This window comes from Granulicella sp. L46 (genome assembly GCF_009765785.1).
Lineage (GTDB): Bacteria > Acidobacteriota > Terriglobia > Terriglobales > Acidobacteriaceae > Granulicella.
In genome coordinates, this window is sequence record NZ_LMUT01000003.1 from 93,310 (window position 1) to 113,743 (window position 20,434).

Consider the following 20,434-nt stretch of genomic DNA (forward strand, 5'->3'; position numbering starts at 1 on the left):
CGACGACGACGTCCATCGGCGTCGGCACGTCGAAGCCCTCGCTGACGATGCGCAACGCCTGGAAGATGGGAGGCATGTGCGCCTCTTCGAATTGAATGTCAACGGCCGGACCGCTGATGCTCACTACTTTGCCAATGTTCTGTGTCTCTGCCATAAGTCTCTTTCGTACGATCGCGTTTGCGCTTACAGTGCAGCCGCTCCGCTAACGATTTCAATAATCTCTTTAGTGATCGCTGCTTGACGCAAGCGGTTCATGGTGAGCGAGAGCTTGTCGATCAGCTCTCCTGCATTCTTGGTCGCCGCATCGGTCGCGGTCATGCGCGCTGCGTGCTCTGCTGCGATCGACTCCAACAGCGCATGGAAGATCTGGGTTGTAATGTAGCGCGGCATCAAGTGGCGAAACAGCCGCTCTGGAGATTGGTCAAAGATGTAATCCACGTCGGCAGTGCCAAACTTCTTGGCCTCCTGCTCATACGCGGTCTCTTCGGGCTCGTTGATCGAGATGCCTGATTCCTGAGCAGCCTTACCAGCGGCTTCTCTCTGCTCCTCGGTCATCTCTTCGAGGACCGTGACCTGCTGGGATCCAAGTTTGCGGATGGGTAGCAACTTCTCGACAACAACGCGCTGCGAGATCACGGACTTGAACTCGTTGAAGACGATGTAAACCGAATCAATCTCTGCCCGCTCGTAGCGCGTGATGATGGAGTTCGCTACGGCTGTGACTTCCGAAAAGCTGGTCTTCAACAACAGCGTGGGATGTTCGGACGCGACTTCGATGGGCGCTGCACGATGCCGGATATCTTCGATGTGCTTGGAAAGATCATTGTCGTAGAGCTCTTCCTTGTGCTCGTAGACCGCCATCGGAAAGCGCTTCTTGAACAGGCCAATCGCCTTCTTGCCAATGGGCTCGAGGTCGATGTTCTGGCCCAGCCCGCGGCGCTCGTCGATGAACCGCTGCGCCGCCTTGCCGATGTTCGAGTTGAACCCGCCAGCAAAGCCTTTGTCTCCGGCGATCACCAGCACGAGGACGTTCTTCTCCTCGCGTTCCACCAGCAGCGGGTGCACGATCTCGCCCGTCTGTTCGTTGTAGAGATCGGTGCGCCGCACCAGCGACTGCAGAACATTTGCGAGCATCTGCGCATAGGGCCGCGCCTGCATCGCGTGTTCCTGTGCGCGACGCAGCTTTGCAGCCGAGACCATCTTCATGGCCTTGGTGATCTGCCGCGTGTTCTTCACACTGCGGATGCGTCGCCGTAGATCGAGTACGTTTGCCATTCGTCCTTATGCCGTGCGCTGTTACGCGTTTACCGTTGTCTTGGCTTCCTTGCGTTCCTTGAGGCTCGCCAGAAAGTCCTGCTTGTATTCATTGATCGCGTCGGTCAGGCGCTTGCGAATGTCGTCGTCCAGCGCCTTCTTCTTGGTGATGTCCGCGAGAATGTCCGGATGCGCAGAGTCCAGGAATGGGTAGTACCCATCCTCGAAGGCGCGGAGGTCGGAGACCTCGACGTTATCGAGCAGGCCTTGCGTTCCCGCGTACAGAATCGCAACCTGCTGTGCTGCGGTGAGCGGTGCAAACTGTGGCTGCTTCAAGAGCTCGGTCAAGCGGGCGCCGCGGTTGAGCTGGTTCTGTGTCACCTTGTCGAGGTCCGAGCCGAACTGCGCGAAGGCAGCCAGCTCGCGATACTGCGCGAGGTCGAGCTTGAGCGTCGAGCCCACTTGTTTGGTGGCCTTGATGGCGGCCGCAAATCCGACGCGCGAAACCGAGAGCCCGACGTTCACAGCCGGACGAACACCGGAGTTGAAGAGGTCGGTTTCGAAGAAGATCTGTCCATCGGTGATCGAGATGACGTTGGTCGGGATGTAAGCCGAAACGTCGCCGGCCTGTGTCTCGATGATCGGCAGAGCGGTCAGCGAACCGCCGCCCAGCTCCTTGGACATCTTGGCCGAACGCTCGAGCAGACGCGAGTGGAGATAGAACACGTCGCCGGGATAGGCTTCGCGGCCTGGCGGACGGCGCAGCAGCAGCGAGATCTCGCGATAGCTGGCAGCGTGCTTGGAGAGATCGTCGTAAATGATCAGCGCGTGCTTGCCGTTGTCGCGGAAGTACTCGCCCATCGCAGTCGCGGCGAACGGAGCGAGGTACTGCATGGGTGCAGGCTCGGAGGCCGTTGCGGCGACGACAATCGTGTACGCCATTGCCCCGTACTCTTCGAGCGTCTGCACAACTGCAGCCACCGACGAACGCTTCTGCCCGATGGCGCAGTAGATGCAAATGAGATCGTTTTTGGCGGAGTTGATGATGGTGTCGAGCGCCACTGCGGTCTTACCCGTCTGGCGATCACCGATGAGCAGCTCGCGCTGCCCGCGGCCGATCGGAATCATCGTGTCGATGGCCTTGATGCCCGTGTTCATGGGCTCGGTAACCGATTGACGTGAGATGACACCGGGAGCAAGCCGCTCAACCGGAAGGAAGGTATTCGTGTTGATCGGTCCCTTGTCGTCGATGGGCTGGCCGAGCGCGTTTACCACGCGACCAATCAGCGCCTCGCCTACGGGCACGGACATGATCTTGCCGGTGCGCTTAACCTGATCGCCCTCTTTGAGCTCGCTGTAGTCGCCGAGAATTACCGAGCCAACCTGGTCTTCGTCGAGGTTCATGGCGAGGCCAGAGATGCCATGCGGGAAGTCGATCAGTTCGCCAGCCATAACCTTGTCGAGGCCATGAATGCGCGCGATACCGTCACCCAGCGAGATGATCGTTCCAATCTCATCCACCTGGATGCGCTGCTCGTAATTCTCAATCTGCTGGCGAAGCAGCTCGGTGATCTCGTTTGCCTGAATCTTTGCCATGGTGTTCCTTTTCCTTCGAGTCCTTCAGATCTTGTTGCGTATGCGTCTACGCTCCGGCTGCAATCAGCCGAGCTTTGAGTTGCTGTAGTTGTGCGCGAATCGATCCATCATAAACAGTGGATCCTATGGTGACGACAGCACCGCCCAGCAAGGTTGCATCTTCGCTGTAGGTAGCATGAACGTGCTGCTGACCGGTCATCGTCGAGATTTTTTCCTCAAGAAGCTTGCGGTTCTTCTCATCCAGCGGAAGAGCGCTGACAATTTCAGCCTCGGCGACGCTGGCGTTTTCGTCCGCAATGGTGTCGTACGCCGCTACCATGCTGCGGAGCTCGTGCAGGCGCTGATGATGGGCGATGACCGCGATGAAATTCCGCACCGTCTTGCTCATGCCGGATTTCGCGGCAATGGCATCGAGCACCTTGAGCTTCTGGGGCTCGGGAATCGAAGGATTCTCGAGTACCTCACGCAACTCCGCGCTGGCTTCCAGCGTGTCGGCAAAGTCGTTCAATTGCCCTTGCGTGGCGACCACATCCAACTTCTGGTTAGAGATAACAGCAGCCAACGCACGCGCATAGCGGAGATCAACAGCAGCCATTAGTTGTTGCTCCCTTCGCCAAGCTTGTGAGCAAAACTCTCAACGAGTAAGCGGTCCGTCTCCGCGGTGACGACGAGTTTGCGGGCTGCTTGCTCGATGGCCAGCTCTGCGGCATACTTCTGAATCTCGCGGCGTGCAAGAGTGGTCGCGCTTTGAATCTCTGCATCCGCAGCGGCGAGAATCTTGTTCTTCTCGTCTTCCACGCTGGCCAGGATTCGCTGCTCATCGCGTGCGGAATCTGCCTCGGCCTGAGCCCGCATCGCAGCGATCTGATCGTCCAGCTTGGCAAGCCGATCCTCTACGGAACTGAGTCTCGCAGTGGCCTCTTCGGTCGCGGTGCGCGCGTCCACCAGATGCTTCTGGATTGCCGTGCTGCGGTTGCGGAAGGCCTTGGGAAGAACCTTGAACAACCCATATCCAATGCCGCCAAACAGAAGGACAATGTTGAAGATCGTGAAAACGTTGGCGGCCGTCTCAGGCTTCATGCCCAGCAGAGCGCCGAGCTTTACCACTGGCGCGGACATCCGGTACTGGTCGGTCTCGCTCAGGACTGTCTGATGTCCATTCGCTGGAGTCGACGCGGGCGCGGCGGAGGTTTGCGCAAGAATTGGTTGAACAATCGACAGAGCAAGGAACAGCCCGAACGTGAGGACAAGGAAACGGGGCAGCATGATGAACCGGCGAGAGATCATGAAGGGCGCGCCTCCGAGAGTTTGGTTCCGGCCGGAAGTACGGCACGTAAAATCTGCTCGCTGAGCTGCGCGGTCGACTCCTCGATCTGCTTACGCGCTCCGGCGGACATCCCCTCGATCTCCTGCCGCGCTGCATTCACGCGAGCCTGAGCAGCATCGCGTGCGCTCTTCACGGCTTGATCCCGCTCAGCCTGCCATTGCTGCACTTTACGCTCGCGCGCAGCCATCATCTCGCTACGTGCAGCTCGCAACTTTTCCTCGTACACGGTGGCTTCGGCCTCGGCCGCGGAAATTGCGTCGCGTGCTCTTTCGACGGCGCCCGTGGTCCGTGCGCGACGCTCCGCCAGGGTCTTGTCGAGAGGTTTGCGCACCAAGGGTCCGTACGCCGCCACCAGCAGAAGAAAAAAGACCATGGTCGGCACAGAGCCGAGCACTAGACCACCAAGTTGATGCAAAATTTCCATGAGATTCTAGGGTTCTTCAGGAGGGGGTAAAGGCTCGTCGCTTCCAGGAGCAATTCAAGCCCTGTTGTCTACTGCCGAGCACCGCTCAAGCATTTCTATTTTTTCAATTCGCTCCCTTTATTTGTAGCAAAGCTGGGAGTTGGAAGTCAAAGAATGAGCGCGTTATGGATGCAATTCTGGAAGATTCTTCGGACAGACACGATAATCGCTTTTCTCGCTCGATTTCTCATTATTTTCTTCTTCCATTGTGCGTGTCGGGAGTAGGATATTTCTTACCACCCTGAGACCCATTCCGGGTCATGCAGGCCGCGTGAAACGGGACACCACCTCCGCTCCCGATCAGGCGGCCTGTACTAGTTTGTGGGGCTAATCATGAACAGCTTCGAGTGGCTTCACATGACGGTGCTGATAACGCTTGTAGCGCTCCAACAGAGAGCTCGGCCCGATGGCGTGAAGATAGACTAGATTCCCCTCGAATCGTTGTCCGGTAATGGTTGCTCCGCGCTCCAAGGCGGCAAGAACTCGGCCCTCAGCCTGCGGAATGCGAAATTCAACCGATTCGAGTGGATCGGCTGTCAATGCTGCGTCAATAGCATGCAGTAGATCTTCCAAACCATCGCCCGTGAGGGCAGAAACGGCGATCGTTCCCTTCCCTTGGGAGCCTGGCTGAATATCTGAACCAGCGGGCAGCAAATCGATCTTATTCAAGACTTGCAGCGTGGGTTTGTCCATCACGCCCAACTCTGTCAGGACGGCCTCCACCTGGGCTCGCTGTTCATCGAGCGTGGGGCTGGCTGCGTCGCGCACGTGCAGGAGGAGTTCGGCGCGTTCGACCTCTTCAAGCGTGGCGCGAAAGCTGGTCACAAGAGCGTGGGGGAGGTTTCGGATGAATCCAACGGTGTCTGAAAGCAGCACTTTGCGTCGCGAAGGAAGGGTCAACTGACGCAGTTTGGGGTCGAGCGTGGCGAACATTCGCTCGGAGGCAAGGACCTCTCCGCCGGTCAAGGAGTTGAACAAGGTGGATTTGCCGGCATTGGTGTATCCAACCAAGGCTACAGTGGGCACAGGGACGGCCTCGCGCCTGCCGCGCTGTTGACGCCTAATGCGCCGGACGGCTTCGAGTTGCTGCTTGATGCGATCGAGGCGGCCATTGATTTTGCGGCGATCGGTCTCGAGTTGGGTTTCGCCGGGACCGCGGGTTCCAATGCCGCCGCCGGTCTGGGACATAGTCTTGCCGCGACCGGCTAATCGAGGCAGTTGATATTCAAGCTGTGCCAACTCCACCTGCAACTGCCCTTCCCGCGTGCGAGCGTGGCGGGCAAAGATGTCGAGAATGAGTTGGGTGCGATCGATGACCGTGCAAGGCAATCGCGCTTCAACGTTGCGAGCCTGGGACGGCGTCAGATCGTGATCGAAGAGGACCAGACTTGCGCCGGTCGACGCAACGGTGGCGATGATTTCATCGAGCTTTCCTCCGCCTACCAGGGTGGCGGGATCGGGCCGGCCGCGACGCTGGATCAAGACTGCTGCGATGGTTGCGCCGGCAGACCTGGCTAGCTCCTGAAACTCGGCTAGCGAGGCATCGAAGTCCAGATCGACTGGAGGCTCAGCTGCGGGCGTTGGAGTTTCCGGAATATCGTCGAGGTGATTGGCAGAGGACGGATCACGCTCGGAAATAGCTGCTGCAGCGCGGGCCTGCTGCGCTACGCTCGAGGGGCGAAAGCGATCAGAGGTGAACTCGACAGCAACCAGAACGGCGCTTTCACGCGAAGTTCGCTGCCGCGAGCGCAGGAGATCCCGCTCAACGGCTTCGCGATTCGCTCTTGCCTTGGATGCTGGCTTATTGGGCACGTTGCCTTGTAACTCTCGCGAGCAGACATCGCCTGAAGGCGGCGGATCGGCTAGCTATTGGCTGCTCCCGTGGCTGGCTGAGGAGTCTCGGCGTGGGTTGTCGCGACAGGACGAGTCTCGCTACGCGTTTCGCCAAAGCCGGAGGGGCGACCGCTGACCACCGTGGAGATTGCATGCTTGAAGATCAATTGTTCCTGCGCGTTGTTTTCGAGCAGAACAGAATATTTATCAAAGGAACGAATCTTTCCTGTCAGCTTTACACCGCTGACGAGGTAGATGGTAATGGGGCTCTTGTCTTTGCGGACCGTATTCAGGAACGTATCCTGAATATTCTGTGCCGGCTTGGAATCCATGGGCCGATCTCCTCTTATCATTTCACTCAACCATTTTTTGACATTCCGCGCCAAAGACTCGCGGTCGAACCTTGCAGCAAAGCAGACATGCACCCTTCACACTATCGCCTTCGATGCTTCAGGACAAGGGGTTGGAACACGGATTGGGCGGGGAAGGTCTTGAAAGATTACGATGATAGAGATGATTGAGACGGATACTCACCCAAAACTGCTCGCTGTTCCGATGCTGGATTTTAGCCGCGAATTTGCGGAAATTCGCGAAGAAGTGCTGGCCGCGATTGCTGGGGTTTGTGAGTCGCAGCGGTTCATTCTGGGGCCGGAGGTTGCTCGGTTTGAGGCGGCGGCGGCTGAGGCTTGCGGGGTTCCGTTTGCGGTGGGGTGTGCGAGTGGGACCGATGCGCTGTGGTTGGCGTTGACAGCATTGAAGATAGGGGCTGGGGATGCGGTTGTTACTACACCGTTTAGCTTTTTTGCTACGGTGAGTTCGATTTTGAGAGTCGGCGCTTGGCCGGTTTTGGCGGATATTGACGAGAGGACTTTCAACCTTTCGGCGGGGGCTGTGGAGAAGGTTTTGGGGGCCGATGTTGTGGGGATTATGCCGGTGCATCTGTACGGGCAATGTGCTGATATTACTGCGCTTACGGCGCTCGCGAGGGAGCGGGGATTGAAGGTGGTGGAGGATGCGGCGCAGGCGTTTGGGGCTTCCTGGGAGGGGGTGAAGGCTGGGGGGTTGGGGGATGCTGCGGCGTTTAGCTTCTATCCGACTAAGAATCTGGCTGCGTTTGGGGACGCTGGGATGGTTTCTACTCGCGATGAGGTTGTTGCCGAGCGGGCTAAGATGTTGAGACAACATGGGATGCGGCGACGGTATTACCACGATGAGGTGGGGTGGAACTCGCGGCTGGATACGCTGCAGGCGGCGGTTTTGGAGGTGAAGTTGCAGCGGGTGGAGGCTGGGAATCGGCGGCGGCGGGAGCTGGCTTCCCTTTATAATGAGCGGTTTACGGCTGCTGGGTTGGTGGGAAAGACTACAGCCGAGGGGGTCGTGCTTCCCTTCACCGATCCTCGGGCGGAACATGTGTTTCACCAGTATGTGATTCGGGCGCCGAAGCGGGATGCGCTGCGGGAGTACCTGACGGCGCATTCGATTGGGTCGGAAGTGTATTACCCTCTGGTACTTAGCTTGCAGGAGAGCTTGAAGTTTCTGGGGTATAAGAAGGGCGATTTCCCGGTTAGTGAGAAGGCTGCTGAGGAGGTTTTGGCGCTGCCGATTTATCCGGAATTGCGGGTGGAGGAGTTGGAGAGCGTGGTGGAAGCGATTCGGCGGTTTTACGCTTAGATGGGGGATTTGGCCCATTTTTCGTAAATTTCGGGCTCCAAATCGAGTGCTTTAGGTGGGTTTCGGGACGCAAATCGGGGGGTTCAGCCTGGTTATTTGGGGATCGGCTGACCTAGCTTGCAGATAGATGGGTCAAATGACCCAATTGTCGGGTGGGAGCGTTCTTTGCGGTCGTTTGGGAAGGCTTCTTATTGAGCAATGGCAACGGTCTCCCAGGGGCTAAAGCCCTTTGGTTGGGTGTTGCGATTGTCCGGGCTAAAGCCCGGACCTATCTCAGAGGCAAAGACAGGGGCAACGGCAAAAGCGAAAGAAGAAGCAGATTCCCGGAGGGAATGACAGAAAGAAAAGCAAGGGCAAGAACGAAGGCAACAGCAGATTCCCGGAGGGGATGACAGCCGGAAAAGCAAGGGCAACGGCAAAGGCCAATGCGGGGGTCTCTCCACTCCGCATCACAAAGACAAAGGCGTGATGCTCCGGTCGAGATGACGAGATTATCGGCAGAAGAGAACGGACGCGATTCGCTAGGGTTTGGGGTGCTTGGGGGCTGGCTTGGCAGCCTTGCGGGCGGCTTTCTTGGCGGCTTTGGAGCCGGGCTTTGCCGGTTCGGCTTCGGGGTGGGCTTCGGGCTCGGGCTGGGTGCCGGGGGGGAGGATGCGGCGGCAGATGTTGCCTTCCAGGCGGTAGGTCTTGGCGATGGTGCGGCCGGGCTTGATGAGGCCAGTGGTGGGGTCGGGTGCGGGGATGGGCTGGTCGGCGGCCAGGACGCGGTAGGTGAAGGTGGGGAGCTCGAGGGCGGCTAAGGGTCCCTTGCCGTAGGGGTCCTTGGTGGCGCCTAGCTTCACGGGCAGGTAGCCGACGATGTTGCGTTCGGCGAAGCCGGTCTCGTAGCGGTGCTTTTTGGTGTTCCAGGTGAAGACGCGGATCTGGTTGAAGTCGTAGGGGAGGCCGGCTTTGTAGGGGGAGAGGACGGTGACGTAGACGGGGATGGAGGTGATGGTGTTGCCGTTGTCGAGGATGCCGGAGTCGGGGTCGTCGACATGGGTGAGGATGTAAGCGCCGACGATGCGCTGGCCTTCGGCGTAGCGAAGGAGGGAGTCGGGGGCGGAGACCTCGAGGAGGCGGCTGAAGACCCAGCCGGTTTGACCTTTCGCATCGCGGACGAGCCACCAGTCTTCATAGACGGGGCCTGCAGGCGGGGCGTTGGGATCGGATTGCGCAGGCTGGGCTCCGGGAGTGACGGGCTTGGTTACGGAGGCGCGCTGGAGGAGGCTGAGGGTTCCGTTCGGGGTGAGCAGGTAGAGCTTGTCGGTGAGGCGGCCGGGGGTGACGTGGAGGTACGCGTCGTCGCTGGTGGTGGCGGTGGCGACTACGGGGTCCTTGGCGTGATCTTTGCGGAGAGTGTCGAATTTGTCGGCGATGTCTTGCGGGGCGGTGAGGCGTTCTTCAATCCAGCCGATTTCGCCGCTGGGGGTGCGGACTTTGACCCAGCGGCGGGCGTGGTCGAGGACGACGAGTTGTTCGCCGTTGGTGGCGGTGCCGGTGCGGTTGGAGACAGCGGCGACGCGGTCGCGGAGGAAGGTCTGCTTGGAGGTGACGTAGACGTACTTATCCGCGGGCGCGGTGCGGAAGTGGGAGCAGCCGGAGAGCGCGCAGGTGAGGGCGATCGCTACGAGGACACGCGCGAGGGACCGGTTCAACCGCTTCGATGGAATTTGCTGCATGGTTGGGTGATGCCTTTGGAGGTTGCTGCGATGTATGGTCGCTGCATCCAGAGTAGCGCGAAGTGGGCAGAGCTTTAGTGTATGCGCGGATACGGCGGGGTGGGTGGTTCGGATTTGGGATTGGGTGGGCGACACGAGGCGCCGGCCGGATTATTGCGGCACTTTGAAATTAAGGGTGATCGTCGTATTCAGGTCTGCCGGCTGCCCGTTCAGCATGGCAGGCTCATATCTCCACTGGCGCACCGCATCCAGCGCCGCTGCGGATAGCGCAGCATCCGGGCTGCTAACAATCTTGGCATCCTTGACGGAGCCATCCTTGCCGATCAGCGCAGAAAGCACCACCGTGCCTTCTTTCCTCATTGCGATATAACTTTGAGGAAAGATGGGTTCGACTCTGTGGATCAGCGACGGTAGCTGGATACCACCACCCTTCGGCACAACGATGACTACAGGTGGAGGAGGCTCCTTTGCGTCGGCGGCCGGGGTAAACGCGTCATCATCGGCCGCAACCAGGTTCGACTCCTCCAGCGTCGCGACCAAGCGCTTCTTGCCGACATACAAAATCTCTATGTCGCCCGGAAAATAATGGTCTTGGAATTTCTGCACCTTGCCATAGACGTTGATCAGACTGCCATTTTCATGACTCGCCGTCAGCACCGGCTGCGCTTTCAGGAAGCAGTACGTTGGCCATACCGCCCCGAACGAAGGCGGGGTATTGTTCGGAGCTGCGGTACGTACCGATCCAACACATTCCAGCTCGGTGGTGGACGTCTTCGTCGTGAAGTGTTTGAGCTGCCGGCCGTCGGACGGTGAATCCTTCATGGTCAGAAACCCTGGAGTCATCACCCAGTACAGTCGATGCGGCATGCTTGGGATGCTCGTCCTGCCCGGCAATTCCAGCACCTTGTTTGCGGCTGTGCGCCATTCGACGCTCGACTGGTCCCCCTGCGTCCACATAGCCTTGCTCCCTTTCTCCGTAGAGTGCCAGTAGTCGAACATGCCCTCCCCATCCGGCTGGCCGCTGATGTCGAACGACTGGTAGTGATAGCGAATGTGCCAGGGTTTCATGTCTGGTGAGGCGTAGTCATAAAACGGGGCGGCCGCGCGGAGGAGCGCATCGGGATCGGCGGCGGGCGGAGTGGCCGTGTCGTTTTGCGCCAGAAGAATTGGGGCAAAGGCGAAGGCAAGAGCAACGAAGGAGCACTTTTTCACGCCCCAAGCGTAGCAGGATTTTCCAGCCGCGTCCGGAAATGCCAGAGGATGCTGAAGCGCTTGGGGCGGGGTTAGTGGGTGGTGGCGATGGCGCTGACTACGGCGGCGTTGGTGCCGCTGCCGGCGCTGCCGGACGAGGTGAGCGCTCCGGTGGTGCCTATGGCGAAGAGCTCTATGCCGGTGGAGGTGTTGTAGCCGGAGGTGATGAGGTAGCCGCTGGTGTTGTCGATGGCGAGCGCGCCGATGGAGGTGGGGCCGGTGAAGGGGCTGCCAGAGATGGCCGTCAGGACGGCGTTGGTGCCGATGGAGAATCCGGAGATGGTGCTGTCGGTCTTGTTGCCTACGTAGACGAAGGTGGAGGCGGTGTTGACGGCGACCGAGCGGGGGCCGTTGCCGGCGGTGTAGGTCTTGAGGGCTGTGGGGACTCCGGCGGTGGTGGCGGAAAAGACGGCCAGGCCGTTGGTGGCTGCGGCGTAGAGATAGTTGTTGGCGTCGATGGCAACCGCGTAGATGCCGATTTGGGTGGTCGCGGGGGCGACGGGGTTCTGGGGAGTGAGGGCGCCGGTGGAGGTGTCTAAGGTGAAGGTCTGGAGGCCTCCGGTGCCGAGGGCGACGGCAACGTAATCGCCGCTGGGAGCGACGGTGACGTCGAGGGATGCGTTGCCGGTTGTGCCGGCACCGGGTGTGATGGCGCCGGTGGTGTTGAAGGTGAGAGCGCCGGTGGAGGTGTTGATGGAGTATTCCGAGAGGGTGAGGCTGTTGGCGTCGAGGACGAAGAGCCATTGGCCGTCGGGCGAGACGGCGAGAGAGACGGCGCTTTCGGTGATGAGAGGCATGCCGCTGGAGAGGATGTTGAGAGCTCCGCCGGTCTCGATGGAGTAGCCGTAGAGATAGCCGGTGGAGATGCCGGGGTTGCTGGCGGTGTAGAGGAAGGTGTTGGCAGGGGTGACGGCCATGGCGATGGGTTGGTAGCCGAAGGAAAAGGGCGCACTGGTGGCGTTGGTGGTCAGGTTACCGTTGTCGAGGTTGTAGCCGTTGACGTTGTTGGCGGAGGCGGAGGGGTTGGCTACGTAGGCGAAGTCGGTACCGGTGGCTGGGCAGGTGACGGTGGAGGATGGGACACAGGGGGCGGCGGGGCAGCTGGTTTTGCCTTCGCAGACAAAGAAGCTACCGCAGCCGCTTAAGAGGGTGATGGCCGAGAGCAGGGCGAGGGCGCAGAGGTGCGCGGGGTTCGGGCGGAAGATAGAACGGCGGGGGGCAGGCACAGTCGGACTCTCCATAGCCATCGGGCAGTGGGTTTGCCCTCTGATAGTAGTTCATTGGATCAGGTGCACCCTGTTGGAGTGCTGAAGCTTAGGACGGATGGGAGGGGGAAGGGTTTCGCTGGGTGCGGAAGAATTGTTATGGCGGGCGGGATGGAAGTGTTTGGCAATCCGGGGGGAGCGGTGGAACGTCTCATGAAGGGAGGGCGGCTTTCAACTGCGAGGGCTAGGCCGTATCATCTGAGTCTGTATGCCGAGTTTTCCTGACAGCATTTTTCTGTTTGTGTTGGCGCTGCTGCTGTTTGGGCCGAAGCGGTTGCCGGTGCTCGCGCGTGAGCTGGGTAAGTGGGTGGGGGAGTTTCGGCGGGCTAGCAATGAGTTCAAGATGCAGATGGAAGATGAGCTGCGGCTGAGTGAGCAGGCGGAACGGAATAAGCAAATTGCCGCGATGGAGGCGGCGGCGCCTGTGGCGCCTGCGATTACGGAGCCGGTGGCGGATGAGGTGAAGGTGTCGGATATGACGGTGGCGGAGGTGGAGACTGGAGAGGCCGCGGAGGGTTCAGTGGAAACCCAGGTCCCAGAAGCGGGACCTGGGGCACCCGGATTTGGGGTGGGGGACGCGGGGGTTGGGACGGAATATGAGGTGGTGGATGGGGTGAAGACGGTGCTGCCGATTGCGGTGTCGGGGGAGTTGAAGATTATGCCGCCGGCTACGGGGTTGCCGGCGGCGGCGGCGAATGGGGGGCCACGGAATAGTGCGCTGAAGGGGTTGCTGGATGCGATTCCTGCGGCGGAGACGGCTGCAGATGAGACGTCCTCAGCGGAGTCGACGGAGACTACAGTTCATGGCAACTGATCTGGTAGATCGCGCACGGAGCGCGGTGCATGAACGGGCGGAGCTGCCGGGGATGAGTTTGATGGAGCACCTGGAAGAGCTGAGGAATCGGCTGTTCTGGATCTTCGGATATTTGGCGGCCGGGTTCGTGGTGGCCTGGATTTTTCGGAATCGGCTGGTGGGGTATATCCAGAAGCCGCTGGTGGATATCGGGCTGAAGATGACGATGACGCATCCTACGGATGCGATCAATTTCTTTATTAAGACGTCGCTGGTGTGCGGCGCGATTATTGCCTCGCCGTTCATTCTTTATCAGGTGTGGCTGTTTATTTCGCCGGGGATGTATCAGAACGAGAAGAAGTATGTTTGGCCGTTTATGACGGCTACGGTGGGGCTGTTTCTGGCGGGAACGTGGTTTGGGTATCGGTATGTGCTGCCGGGCGCGATGGTGTTTCTGATCCAGGATTTCGGCAAGAACTTTACGCACATGATCACGATTGACGATTACACGGGATTCTTTCTGGCCGTGATTCTCGGGTTGGGCATTACGTTTGAGATGCCGATTGTGATTTTCTTCCTGGCACTGTTTGGGATTGTGGATGCGAAGTTCCTGCTGAAGAATTTTCGGTATGCGGTGATGGCGATCTTTCTGCTGGCTGCGGTGATTTGCCCGGATCCTAGCCCGGTGGGGATGTGCTTGTTCGCGTCGCCGATGCTGGTGCTTTATTTCGTGGGGGTGGGGGTGGCGTGGATTGTTACTCGGAACCGGAAGAAGAAGGACGTTGTGGCGGCATGATTGAGGTGCGATTGAGCTTGAAAGAGCCCCTCAGCGGCTAAAGCCGTTTTGTGCTGGGTGAGTTTATGGCACGACTGAAGTCGTGCCCCTTCGAGATAATTACGGATGACAGGCTGCAGGACTGTGCTTCTGCCCGTTCGAAACGAATCGTACTGCCGAGGTTGCTGAGATGAATCGTTTTCTTTGCGCGCTGTTGTTTGGGACGGCGCTAACGACTGCGCCGGTGATGCGGGCGCAGACGCGTGGGGTGAGTGGGGCGGAGGTGATGCGGCTTACGCAGGCGTATGTAAATGCGGCGCCGAAACGGTATATCGGATCGCCGGGGCATGCGGCGGCTGAGGCGTTTATCAAGGATCAATTCAAGCCGGAGGTGGCGAAAGGGAATTTCGTCGATGACAAATTTACGGCTCGAACGCCGATTGGGCCGTTGACGATGCATAACTTAATTGTGAAGTTTCCGGGGAAGAAGGACGGGATTATTGTTCTGGCTTCGCATTACGAGACGAATTATTGGTTGAAGGATATTCACTTTATCGGGGCGAATGATGGGGCTTGTACTACGGCGTTGCTGATTGCGCTGGGGCAGTATTATCGCGAGCATCCGCCGCAGGGGTACTCGGTGTGGCTGCTGTTTACCGATGGCGAGGAGTCGATTAACAAGGAGTGGACGGATACCGATTCTCTGTATGGGACGCGGCATATTGCGGCGAAGTGGTCGGGGGATGGGACGCTCGGGCACATCAAGGCGTTTGTGCTGGCGGACATGATTGGGTGGAAGCAGTTGAACATCGATAAGGAGTCGAACTCTACGCCGTGGCTGTTGGAGTTGGAGGCGAAGGCGGGGAGGGATACGGGGCACTCTAAGTATTTGTTCAAGGACTCGCAGGCGATTCAGGATGATCATCTGCCGTTTGTGCAGCGGGGTGTGCCGTCGCTGGATGTGATTGATTTTCAGTATGGGACGGCGGCGGATCCTGAGGCGTTTCACCATACGGACCAGGACACGATGGATAAGCTGAGTGTGGCGAGTCTGCAGGTGGCGGCGGATATGTTTTTGGATTTGGTAAAGCTGATCGATCAGCGGTAGGGTCCTGCGCGGACGGCGGGCGTTGGGGTTTCGCTTCTAGCTAAGGGCAGCGGCAGAAGCAGATTCCTGCGGGATGGTAGCTGGGAAAGCCAAGGGCAACAGCAAAGACAACAGCAGCTGCAACGGCAAGAGCAACAGCAACAACCAATGCAGGGATCTCTCCACTGCGCTTCGCTTCGGTCGGGATGACGAAGTTGTGGGTGATTTGAATAGCGCTTGGGGGTCGGGCGCGGGGCGTGTAGGCTTTCAGGAGACTCTTCATGACTCCGCTCTCGTATTGGATTACCTTTCATGTCGCGCTGGTCGCCCTGCTGGGGGTGGAGTATTTGGTGCACCTCGCGGTGCCGAATGCCCGGCGCAAAGCGATGTGGGCGATCGGGATGTGGGTGGGCGCGGCGCTGTTGCTGGCGGTGCTACTGAGCCGAGCGTTTGGCGCTACCGGGGCGACGCAGTACCTCGCGGGCTATGCGGTTGAACAGGCGATGTCGCTGGATAATTTGTTTGTGTTCCTGCTGCTGTTCCGGCTGTTTCGGATTCCGCCGGGAAAGCAGCCGCGGGTGTTGTACTGGGGGGTGGTGGGGGCGGTTGTGCTGCGCGGGCTGTTTATTGCGGGCGGCGTGGGGCTGCTGAATCACTTTCATTGGGTTGAGTATGTGTTTGGAGCGTTGCTGCTGGTGGCGGCAGTGCGGTTGCTGAAGCCGGAGCCGACCGAGGATAAGCCCGAGCGTACTCCGGGGTGGCTGAAGTGGCTGACGAAGTGGCATCCGATCAGTGAGAATCAGGATCATTTTCTGGTCGTGGAGAATGGGCAGCGCATGGCTACCGTGATGCTGCTGGCGCTGGTCGCGGTGGAGTTGACCGATGTGGTGTTTGCGGTGGATTCCATTCCGGCGGTGTTGAGTATTACGCGGCAGCCGTTTTTGGCGTACGCGTCGAACATTATGGCGGTGATGGGGCTGCGGTCGTTGTATGTGCTGCTGGCCGCGGGGTTGGCGAAGCTGCGATATCTGCATTATGGGCTCGCGGCCGTGCTGGGGTTTGCTGCCGTGAAGATGCTGCTTGCGGATTGGGTGGAGATTGGGCCGGGGGTTTCGCTGGCCGTGATTGCGGGGTTGATGGCTGTGACGGTGGGGGTGTCGATGGTGGTGGGGCGGCGGGCAGTGGTTTAGTTCTCAGTTGTTCGTTCTCAGTTGTTAGTTGATAGAGCTGGAGATGCGGCGAGAAAAGTGGGGGCGTCTCGATGCTCGGGCTTACTAGAGACGCGGTCGCACACGGTGGGAACTGAGAACTGACAACTAATAACTGACAACTAGGCTGGCGGGGTATTCTGAAGGACGATGACTTCTGCGGATGCACGTACGGTGATTGGTGTTCGGACTCCCTCGGCTGAGTATGAGGTGGAGATTGGTGCGGGGTTGGTGGAGTTGGTGGGGGCGCGGTTGGATGCGCTGCTCGGTGGTGGGCTGAAGGCTGGGAAGCAGCGGGCGTTTGTGGTGACGTCGCCGGAGATTGATCGGCTGTGGGGTGGAAAGTTGGAAGGTGGATTCCCTGCTCCTCTTACGCGGCTGATGGTGCCGGCAGGTGAGGAGCATAAACGGCTGGCTACGGTGGAGAGGTTGACGGAGGAGTTGGCGGGGCTTGGGGCGGATCGGGATTCTGTGCTGGTGGCGCTGGGTGGCGGCGTGATTGGCGATATGACCGGGTTTGTGGCGGCGATGTATATGCGCGGGATTCGGTATGTGGGCGTGCCTACCACTGCGCTTGCCCAGGTGGATAGTTCGCTGGGTGGGAAGACGGGTGTGAATCTTGCGGCGGGGAAAAATCTGGTGGGGGCGTTTCATCATCCGCTGGCCGTGTATGCGGATATTCGGACGCTGGGGACGCTGCCGGCGGAGGAGTTGCGGGCTGGCTTGCAGGAGTCTGTGAAGGCTGGGATTATTCGGGACCGTGGGTTGTTTGAATTTTTGGAGAGCGAGAGTGCGGCGGTGCTGTCGGGCGATGCTGAGGCGCTGACGCGCGTTGTGGCCGCCAGCGTTCGGGTGAAGGCCGAGGTGGTGAGCGCGGATGAGCGGGAGGGTGGGCTGCGCATGATTCTGAATTTGGGGCATACGCTTGGGCATGCGATCGAGGCCGCTACTGGTTATAAACAGTTGCTGCATGGCGAGGCGGTTGCTTGGGGGATGGTTGCGGCGGTGGGGATTGCGAAGAGGCGCGGGACCGTGACGTCGGAGGAGGCGGAGCGGATGGAGCGCGTGATTCGCGCGTATGGGCCGCTGCGTGGGTTTACTGCGGAGGCGAGTGAACTTGTGGCGCTGACGGCTAAGGATAAGAAGAATCGGAGTGGGGCGCGGTCGTTTGTGCTGCCGGTGGGGATTGGGGATGCAGTGGTGGTGAAGGATGTTGGTGAGGCGGAGTTGATGGTCGCGGCTAGCGCGATTGTTGGTGAGGCGCGTGGGGTGGGGGCGTGAGTGTCGTGGATGAGGTGAATGCTGGGGCGCGGCCTGGGGGGGAGGCGGATGAGGCTGCGGCGGCGGAGCATGTGCGGGAGATTTTTGATTCGATTGCGCCTAGTTATGATTTGCTGAATCATCTGCTGTCGATGGGGTTGGATCGGCGGTGGTGGGGGCGGGCGGCTCGGAGTTTTCGGGAAGTGCTGGCGCGGCCGAATGCTCGGGTGCTGGATATTTGTTGTGGGACTGGCGATATGACGGCGGCGTTGTTGAAGGAGCGGCCGTTGAGTGCGGAGCCGGTGATCGGGCTGGATTTTTCTGGGGAGATGCTGGAGCGGGCTCGGGTGAAGTATGACGGCGCGAACGCGGTTTGGGTGAAGGGCGATGCGATGCATCTGCCTTATGCGGACGAGAGTTTTGATTTGGTGACGGCGGCGTTTGGGTTTCGGAATTTGACGAATTATGCGGAGGGGTTGGCGGAGATTTATCGGGTGCTGGCGCCGGGGGGGCGGATTGGGATCCTGGAGTGCAATCAGCCGGATGGGCTGCGCGGGTTTGGATATGGGATTTATTTTCGGCATGTGCTGCCGGTGGTGGGTGGGATGATCTCGGGGAAGAGGGCGGCGTATCGGTATCTGCCGGAGTCGGTGGCACGGTTTCCGCGGCCTACGCAGATGCTGGCGATGATGAAAAATGCTGGGTTCGAGGAGGGGGCTTGGGATGGGTATTTGTTGCGGGCTGCGGGGTTGTATCGGGGAGTGAAGCGGGCCGGGTAAAGGGAGGTTGATGGTTCTCCGTTTTCGTTGTTGGATTTGGGGCGGGTAGAGGGAGGTAGTCCCAGGGGCTAAAGCCCGGATCCTTGGGCGGTTTGAATGTCCGGGCTGAAGCCCGGACCTATCTCAGAGGCAAGAGCAACCGCAAGGACAACAACAACCGCGAGAGAAGAAGCAGATCCCTGCGGGATGACAGCCAGAAAGGCAAGAGCAACGGCAACCGCAACAGCAAAGCAAAGGCAAGAACAACGGCAAGAGCAACAGCAAAGGCAAAGGCAAGAGCAACGGCAACCGCAACAGCAAAGGCAAAGGCAAGAACAACGGCAAGAACAACGGCAACGGCAAAGACAAAGGCAACAGCAACGGCAACAGCAACAGCGAATACAGGGGTCTCTCCACTTCGCATCATGATGAGGCCATGATGCTTCGGTCGAGATGACGTTTCGGTCGGGGTGATTGGGCGCGGGGAGCTGAATGTGGCGTTGAGGGAGTGGGGCGTTGTATGGCGTTTGCGGAGTTGAACAGGTATGCTCAGGGCGATGGAATGGGCGATGGGGCAGAGGGCGACGTGCGGGGTGGATGCGGGTGGTTGAGGCTGGCCGGAGCATGGAACGATGAGTCCGATGAGTCAGACGCAGGCTACGGCGGCGAAGCGATCGGCGGCACAGTCGTCGCTGCTGGCGGCGATGGGAATTACGCTGCTGAAGCTGTTGACCGGGATTTTGGCGGGCTCGCTGGGGATGCTGAGCGAGGCGGCGCACTCGTTTATTGATTTGATTGCGTCGGCGATTACGCTGCTGACGGTGCGGGCGGCCGATATGCCCGCGGATGAAGAGCACAACTACGGGCATGGGAAGCTGGAGAGTTTGTCGGCGGCGTTTGAGACGCTGCTGATGGTGGGGTCGTGCGTGTGGATTGCGCGCGAGGCGATTGAGCGGATGGTGCATCACACGCGGCTGGATCTGCGCTGGTCTGTGTGGCCATTTGCGGTGCTGCTGCTGTCGATGGCGGTGGACTTTACGCGGTCGCGGTCGCTGCACCGCGTGGCGCAGGAACACAGAAGCGATGCGCTGGAGGCCGATGCGGTGCACTTTGGGACCGACATCTGGTCGTCGGCCGCGGTGTTTCTTGGGTTGCTGGCGACGTTTGCGGGAGAGAAGCTGCATGTGCCGGCGCTGACCTATGCGGATCCGATTGCTGCGCTGATTGTGGCGGCGATTATTTTGCGGGTGACGTGGCGGCTGGCGCGGCAGACGGTCGATTCCCTGCTGGATGCGACGCCGCCTGAGGTGCGGGAACAGATTCGGCGGGACTTGATTCATGACCTTGAGGCAGAGGATGGTGTGCTGTCGGTAAACCGGGTGAGGGTGCGGCGGTCAGGGTCGAATTATTTTGTGGACCTGACGTTGAGCCTGCCGAGGAAGCTGACGTTTCAGCGGTCAGAACAAATTACGTTTGCGGCTACCGAGGCGGTGCAGAAGCTGCTGCCGGGAGCGGATGTAGTGATCCATACGGTGCCGACGGCTTCGTTGGGAGAGAGTGTGTTCGACAAGGTGCGGGCGGTGGCGGCGCGGTCGAATCTTTCAATTCACGACGTGAGCGTTCGGCAGTATGACGGAGCGCTGCACGTGGAACAGCATCTCGAGGTGCCGGAGACGATGACGCTGCGCGAGGCGCATGACGTGGTGACGGCGCTTGAGACCGAGATGAAGCATGAGGTGCCGGGGATTGCGACGCTGCTGACGCATATTGAGAGTGAGCCAGCAACGATTGCGGAGGCTGCGCAGATTGATCCCAGCAAGAATTTGGAGCATCAACTACGGACGACCGCTAGTCATTTTCCGGAGATCCTGGATATTCACGAGATCACGGTGACGCGCGGGCATGGCGGCGCGGCGAATAGCGTGCAGGTGAACCTGCATTGCACGCTGCCGGATGATCTTCCAATGGAGGCTGTCCACGAGGTGATTACGAATTTTGAAAGTGAGTTTCGGCTGGACCATCCGCAGGTGTCGAGGGTGTTTATTCATCCGGAGCCGGCTACGGATAATCGGCGGTGAGGGGAAGTTGTTAGTTGTTCGTTCTCAGTTGTCAGTTAGGGGTGAGAACTAACAACTGAGAACTGAGAACTGAGAACTTTCTGTATGCTGGGGC

At 59.4% G+C, this 20,434-nt stretch carries 20 protein-coding genes; 8 read left to right on the forward strand and 12 right to left on the reverse strand.

The features are described 5' to 3' along the window. Positions 1–183: 183 nt before the first annotated feature. From GSQ80_RS01325 to hfq, 7 genes are all read right to left on the reverse strand, one after another. Positions 184–1,275: a F0F1 ATP synthase subunit gamma gene (locus tag GSQ80_RS01325; RefSeq protein WP_158785715.1), complete on the reverse strand. Its 1,092-nt coding sequence runs from the start codon at positions 1,273–1,275 to the stop codon at positions 184–186. Between the two features lie 21 nt (positions 1,276–1,296). Next, entirely contained in the window at positions 1,297–2,850 is a 1,554-nt protein-coding gene (atpA, locus tag GSQ80_RS01330; protein WP_158785716.1) for a F0F1 ATP synthase subunit alpha, read from the reverse strand. A 46-nt stretch (positions 2,851–2,896) separates the two neighbouring features. Continuing rightward, positions 2,897–3,445, reverse strand: a complete 549-nt coding sequence (gene atpH / locus GSQ80_RS01335) for an ATP synthase F1 subunit delta (protein WP_158785717.1) — start codon at positions 3,443–3,445, stop codon at positions 2,897–2,899. Then, positions 3,445–4,137, reverse strand: coding sequence for an ATP synthase F0 subunit B (locus GSQ80_RS01340; RefSeq protein WP_158785718.1), 693 nt, complete (start codon positions 4,135–4,137; stop codon positions 3,445–3,447). Before GSQ80_RS01340 ends, atpH begins: the two co-directional genes overlap by 1 nt. Beyond that, the gene (locus GSQ80_RS01345; protein ID WP_158785719.1) at positions 4,134–4,601 is read right to left on the reverse strand and encodes an ATP synthase F0 subunit B; all 468 of its coding nucleotides are present in this window, start codon (positions 4,599–4,601) and stop codon (positions 4,134–4,136) included. Before GSQ80_RS01345 ends, GSQ80_RS01340 begins: the two co-directional genes overlap by 4 nt. Before the next feature lie 366 nt (positions 4,602–4,967). Beyond that, a complete protein-coding gene (gene hflX, locus GSQ80_RS01350; RefSeq protein WP_158785720.1) occupies positions 4,968–6,452 on the reverse strand; it encodes a GTPase HflX in 1,485 nt (494 codons plus the stop codon). A gap of 50 nt (positions 6,453–6,502) precedes the next feature. Further along, the gene (gene hfq, locus GSQ80_RS01355) at positions 6,503–6,805 is read right to left on the reverse strand and encodes an RNA chaperone Hfq (RefSeq protein ID WP_158785721.1); all 303 of its coding nucleotides are present in this window, start codon (positions 6,803–6,805) and stop codon (positions 6,503–6,505) included. Positions 6,806–6,986: 181 nt separating this feature from the next. Here hfq and GSQ80_RS01360 point away from each other — a divergent pair, with 181 nt between their 5' ends. Beyond that, positions 6,987–8,144 carry a DegT/DnrJ/EryC1/StrS aminotransferase family protein gene (locus GSQ80_RS01360; protein ID WP_254059384.1) on the forward strand — a complete coding sequence of 386 codons (1,158 nt, stop codon included), beginning with the start codon at positions 6,987–6,989 and terminating at the stop codon, positions 8,142–8,144. A 521-nt stretch (positions 8,145–8,665) separates the two neighbouring features. Here GSQ80_RS01360 and GSQ80_RS01365 read toward each other — a convergent pair. The 3 genes from GSQ80_RS01365 to GSQ80_RS01375 all read right to left on the reverse strand — a co-directional run bounded on the left by GSQ80_RS01365 (position 8,666) and on the right by GSQ80_RS01375 (position 12,342). Then, positions 8,666–9,865 carry an SH3 domain-containing protein gene (locus GSQ80_RS01365; RefSeq protein WP_158785722.1) on the reverse strand — a complete coding sequence of 400 codons (1,200 nt, stop codon included), beginning with the start codon at positions 9,863–9,865 and terminating at the stop codon, positions 8,666–8,668. A gap of 150 nt (positions 9,866–10,015) precedes the next feature. Then, positions 10,016–11,077, reverse strand: coding sequence for an energy transducer TonB (locus GSQ80_RS01370; protein ID WP_254059385.1), 1,062 nt, complete (start codon positions 11,075–11,077; stop codon positions 10,016–10,018). A gap of 71 nt (positions 11,078–11,148) precedes the next feature. Continuing rightward, positions 11,149–12,342: a beta-propeller fold lactonase family protein gene (locus tag GSQ80_RS01375; RefSeq protein ID WP_158785723.1), complete on the reverse strand. Its 1,194-nt coding sequence runs from the start codon at positions 12,340–12,342 to the stop codon at positions 11,149–11,151. 247 nt (positions 12,343–12,589) lie between these two features. On the opposite strand from GSQ80_RS01375, the gene GSQ80_RS23595 reads away from it, so the two are divergent. The 3 genes from GSQ80_RS23595 to GSQ80_RS01390 all read left to right on the forward strand — a co-directional run bounded on the left by GSQ80_RS23595 (position 12,590) and on the right by GSQ80_RS01390 (position 15,057). Next, positions 12,590–13,195, forward strand: coding sequence for a twin-arginine translocase TatA/TatE family subunit (locus tag GSQ80_RS23595; RefSeq protein ID WP_158785724.1), 606 nt, complete (start codon positions 12,590–12,592; stop codon positions 13,193–13,195). Beyond that, a complete protein-coding gene (gene tatC, locus GSQ80_RS01385; RefSeq protein ID WP_158785725.1) occupies positions 13,185–13,970 on the forward strand; it encodes a twin-arginine translocase subunit TatC in 786 nt (261 codons plus the stop codon). The genes GSQ80_RS23595 and tatC overlap by 11 nt, the downstream gene beginning before the upstream one ends. A gap of 169 nt (positions 13,971–14,139) precedes the next feature. After that, positions 14,140–15,057, forward strand: a complete 918-nt coding sequence (locus GSQ80_RS01390; protein WP_158785726.1) for a M28 family peptidase — start codon at positions 14,140–14,142, stop codon at positions 15,055–15,057. 40 nt (positions 15,058–15,097) lie between these two features. Here GSQ80_RS01390 and GSQ80_RS01395 read toward each other — a convergent pair whose 3' ends face one another. Then, positions 15,098–15,319: a hypothetical protein gene (locus GSQ80_RS01395; RefSeq protein ID WP_158785727.1), complete on the reverse strand. Its 222-nt coding sequence runs from the start codon at positions 15,317–15,319 to the stop codon at positions 15,098–15,100. Between GSQ80_RS01395 and GSQ80_RS01400 the strand changes: the two genes are divergently transcribed. The 3 genes from GSQ80_RS01400 to ubiE all read left to right on the forward strand — a co-directional run bounded on the left by GSQ80_RS01400 (position 15,318) and on the right by ubiE (position 18,283). Continuing rightward, positions 15,318–16,226, forward strand: a complete 909-nt coding sequence (locus GSQ80_RS01400) for a TerC/Alx family metal homeostasis membrane protein (RefSeq protein ID WP_158785728.1) — start codon at positions 15,318–15,320, stop codon at positions 16,224–16,226. The two genes, GSQ80_RS01395 and GSQ80_RS01400, sit on opposite strands and share 2 nt — an antisense overlap. 168 nt (positions 16,227–16,394) lie before the next feature. Beyond that, complete coding sequence (gene aroB, locus GSQ80_RS01405) at positions 16,395–17,525, forward strand: 3-dehydroquinate synthase (protein ID WP_158785729.1); 1,131 nt, start codon at positions 16,395–16,397, stop codon at positions 17,523–17,525. Next, positions 17,522–18,283 (forward strand): bifunctional demethylmenaquinone methyltransferase/2-methoxy-6-polyprenyl-1,4-benzoquinol methylase UbiE, encoded by a 762-nt coding sequence (gene ubiE / locus GSQ80_RS01410; RefSeq protein ID WP_158785730.1) that lies wholly within the window; start codon positions 17,522–17,524, stop codon positions 18,281–18,283. The genes aroB and ubiE overlap by 4 nt, the downstream gene beginning before the upstream one ends. A gap of 118 nt (positions 18,284–18,401) precedes the next feature. Here the strand turns inward: ubiE and GSQ80_RS22855 are convergent, their stop codons facing one another. Next, positions 18,402–18,689: a hypothetical protein gene (locus GSQ80_RS22855; RefSeq protein WP_174241288.1), complete on the reverse strand. Its 288-nt coding sequence runs from the start codon at positions 18,687–18,689 to the stop codon at positions 18,402–18,404. A 205-nt stretch (positions 18,690–18,894) separates the two neighbouring features. Here GSQ80_RS22855 and GSQ80_RS01415 point away from each other — a divergent pair, with 205 nt between their 5' ends. Beyond that, positions 18,895–20,340, forward strand: a complete 1,446-nt coding sequence (locus GSQ80_RS01415) for a cation diffusion facilitator family transporter (protein ID WP_158785731.1) — start codon at positions 18,895–18,897, stop codon at positions 20,338–20,340. The last annotated feature ends 94 nt before the right edge of the window (positions 20,341–20,434 follow it).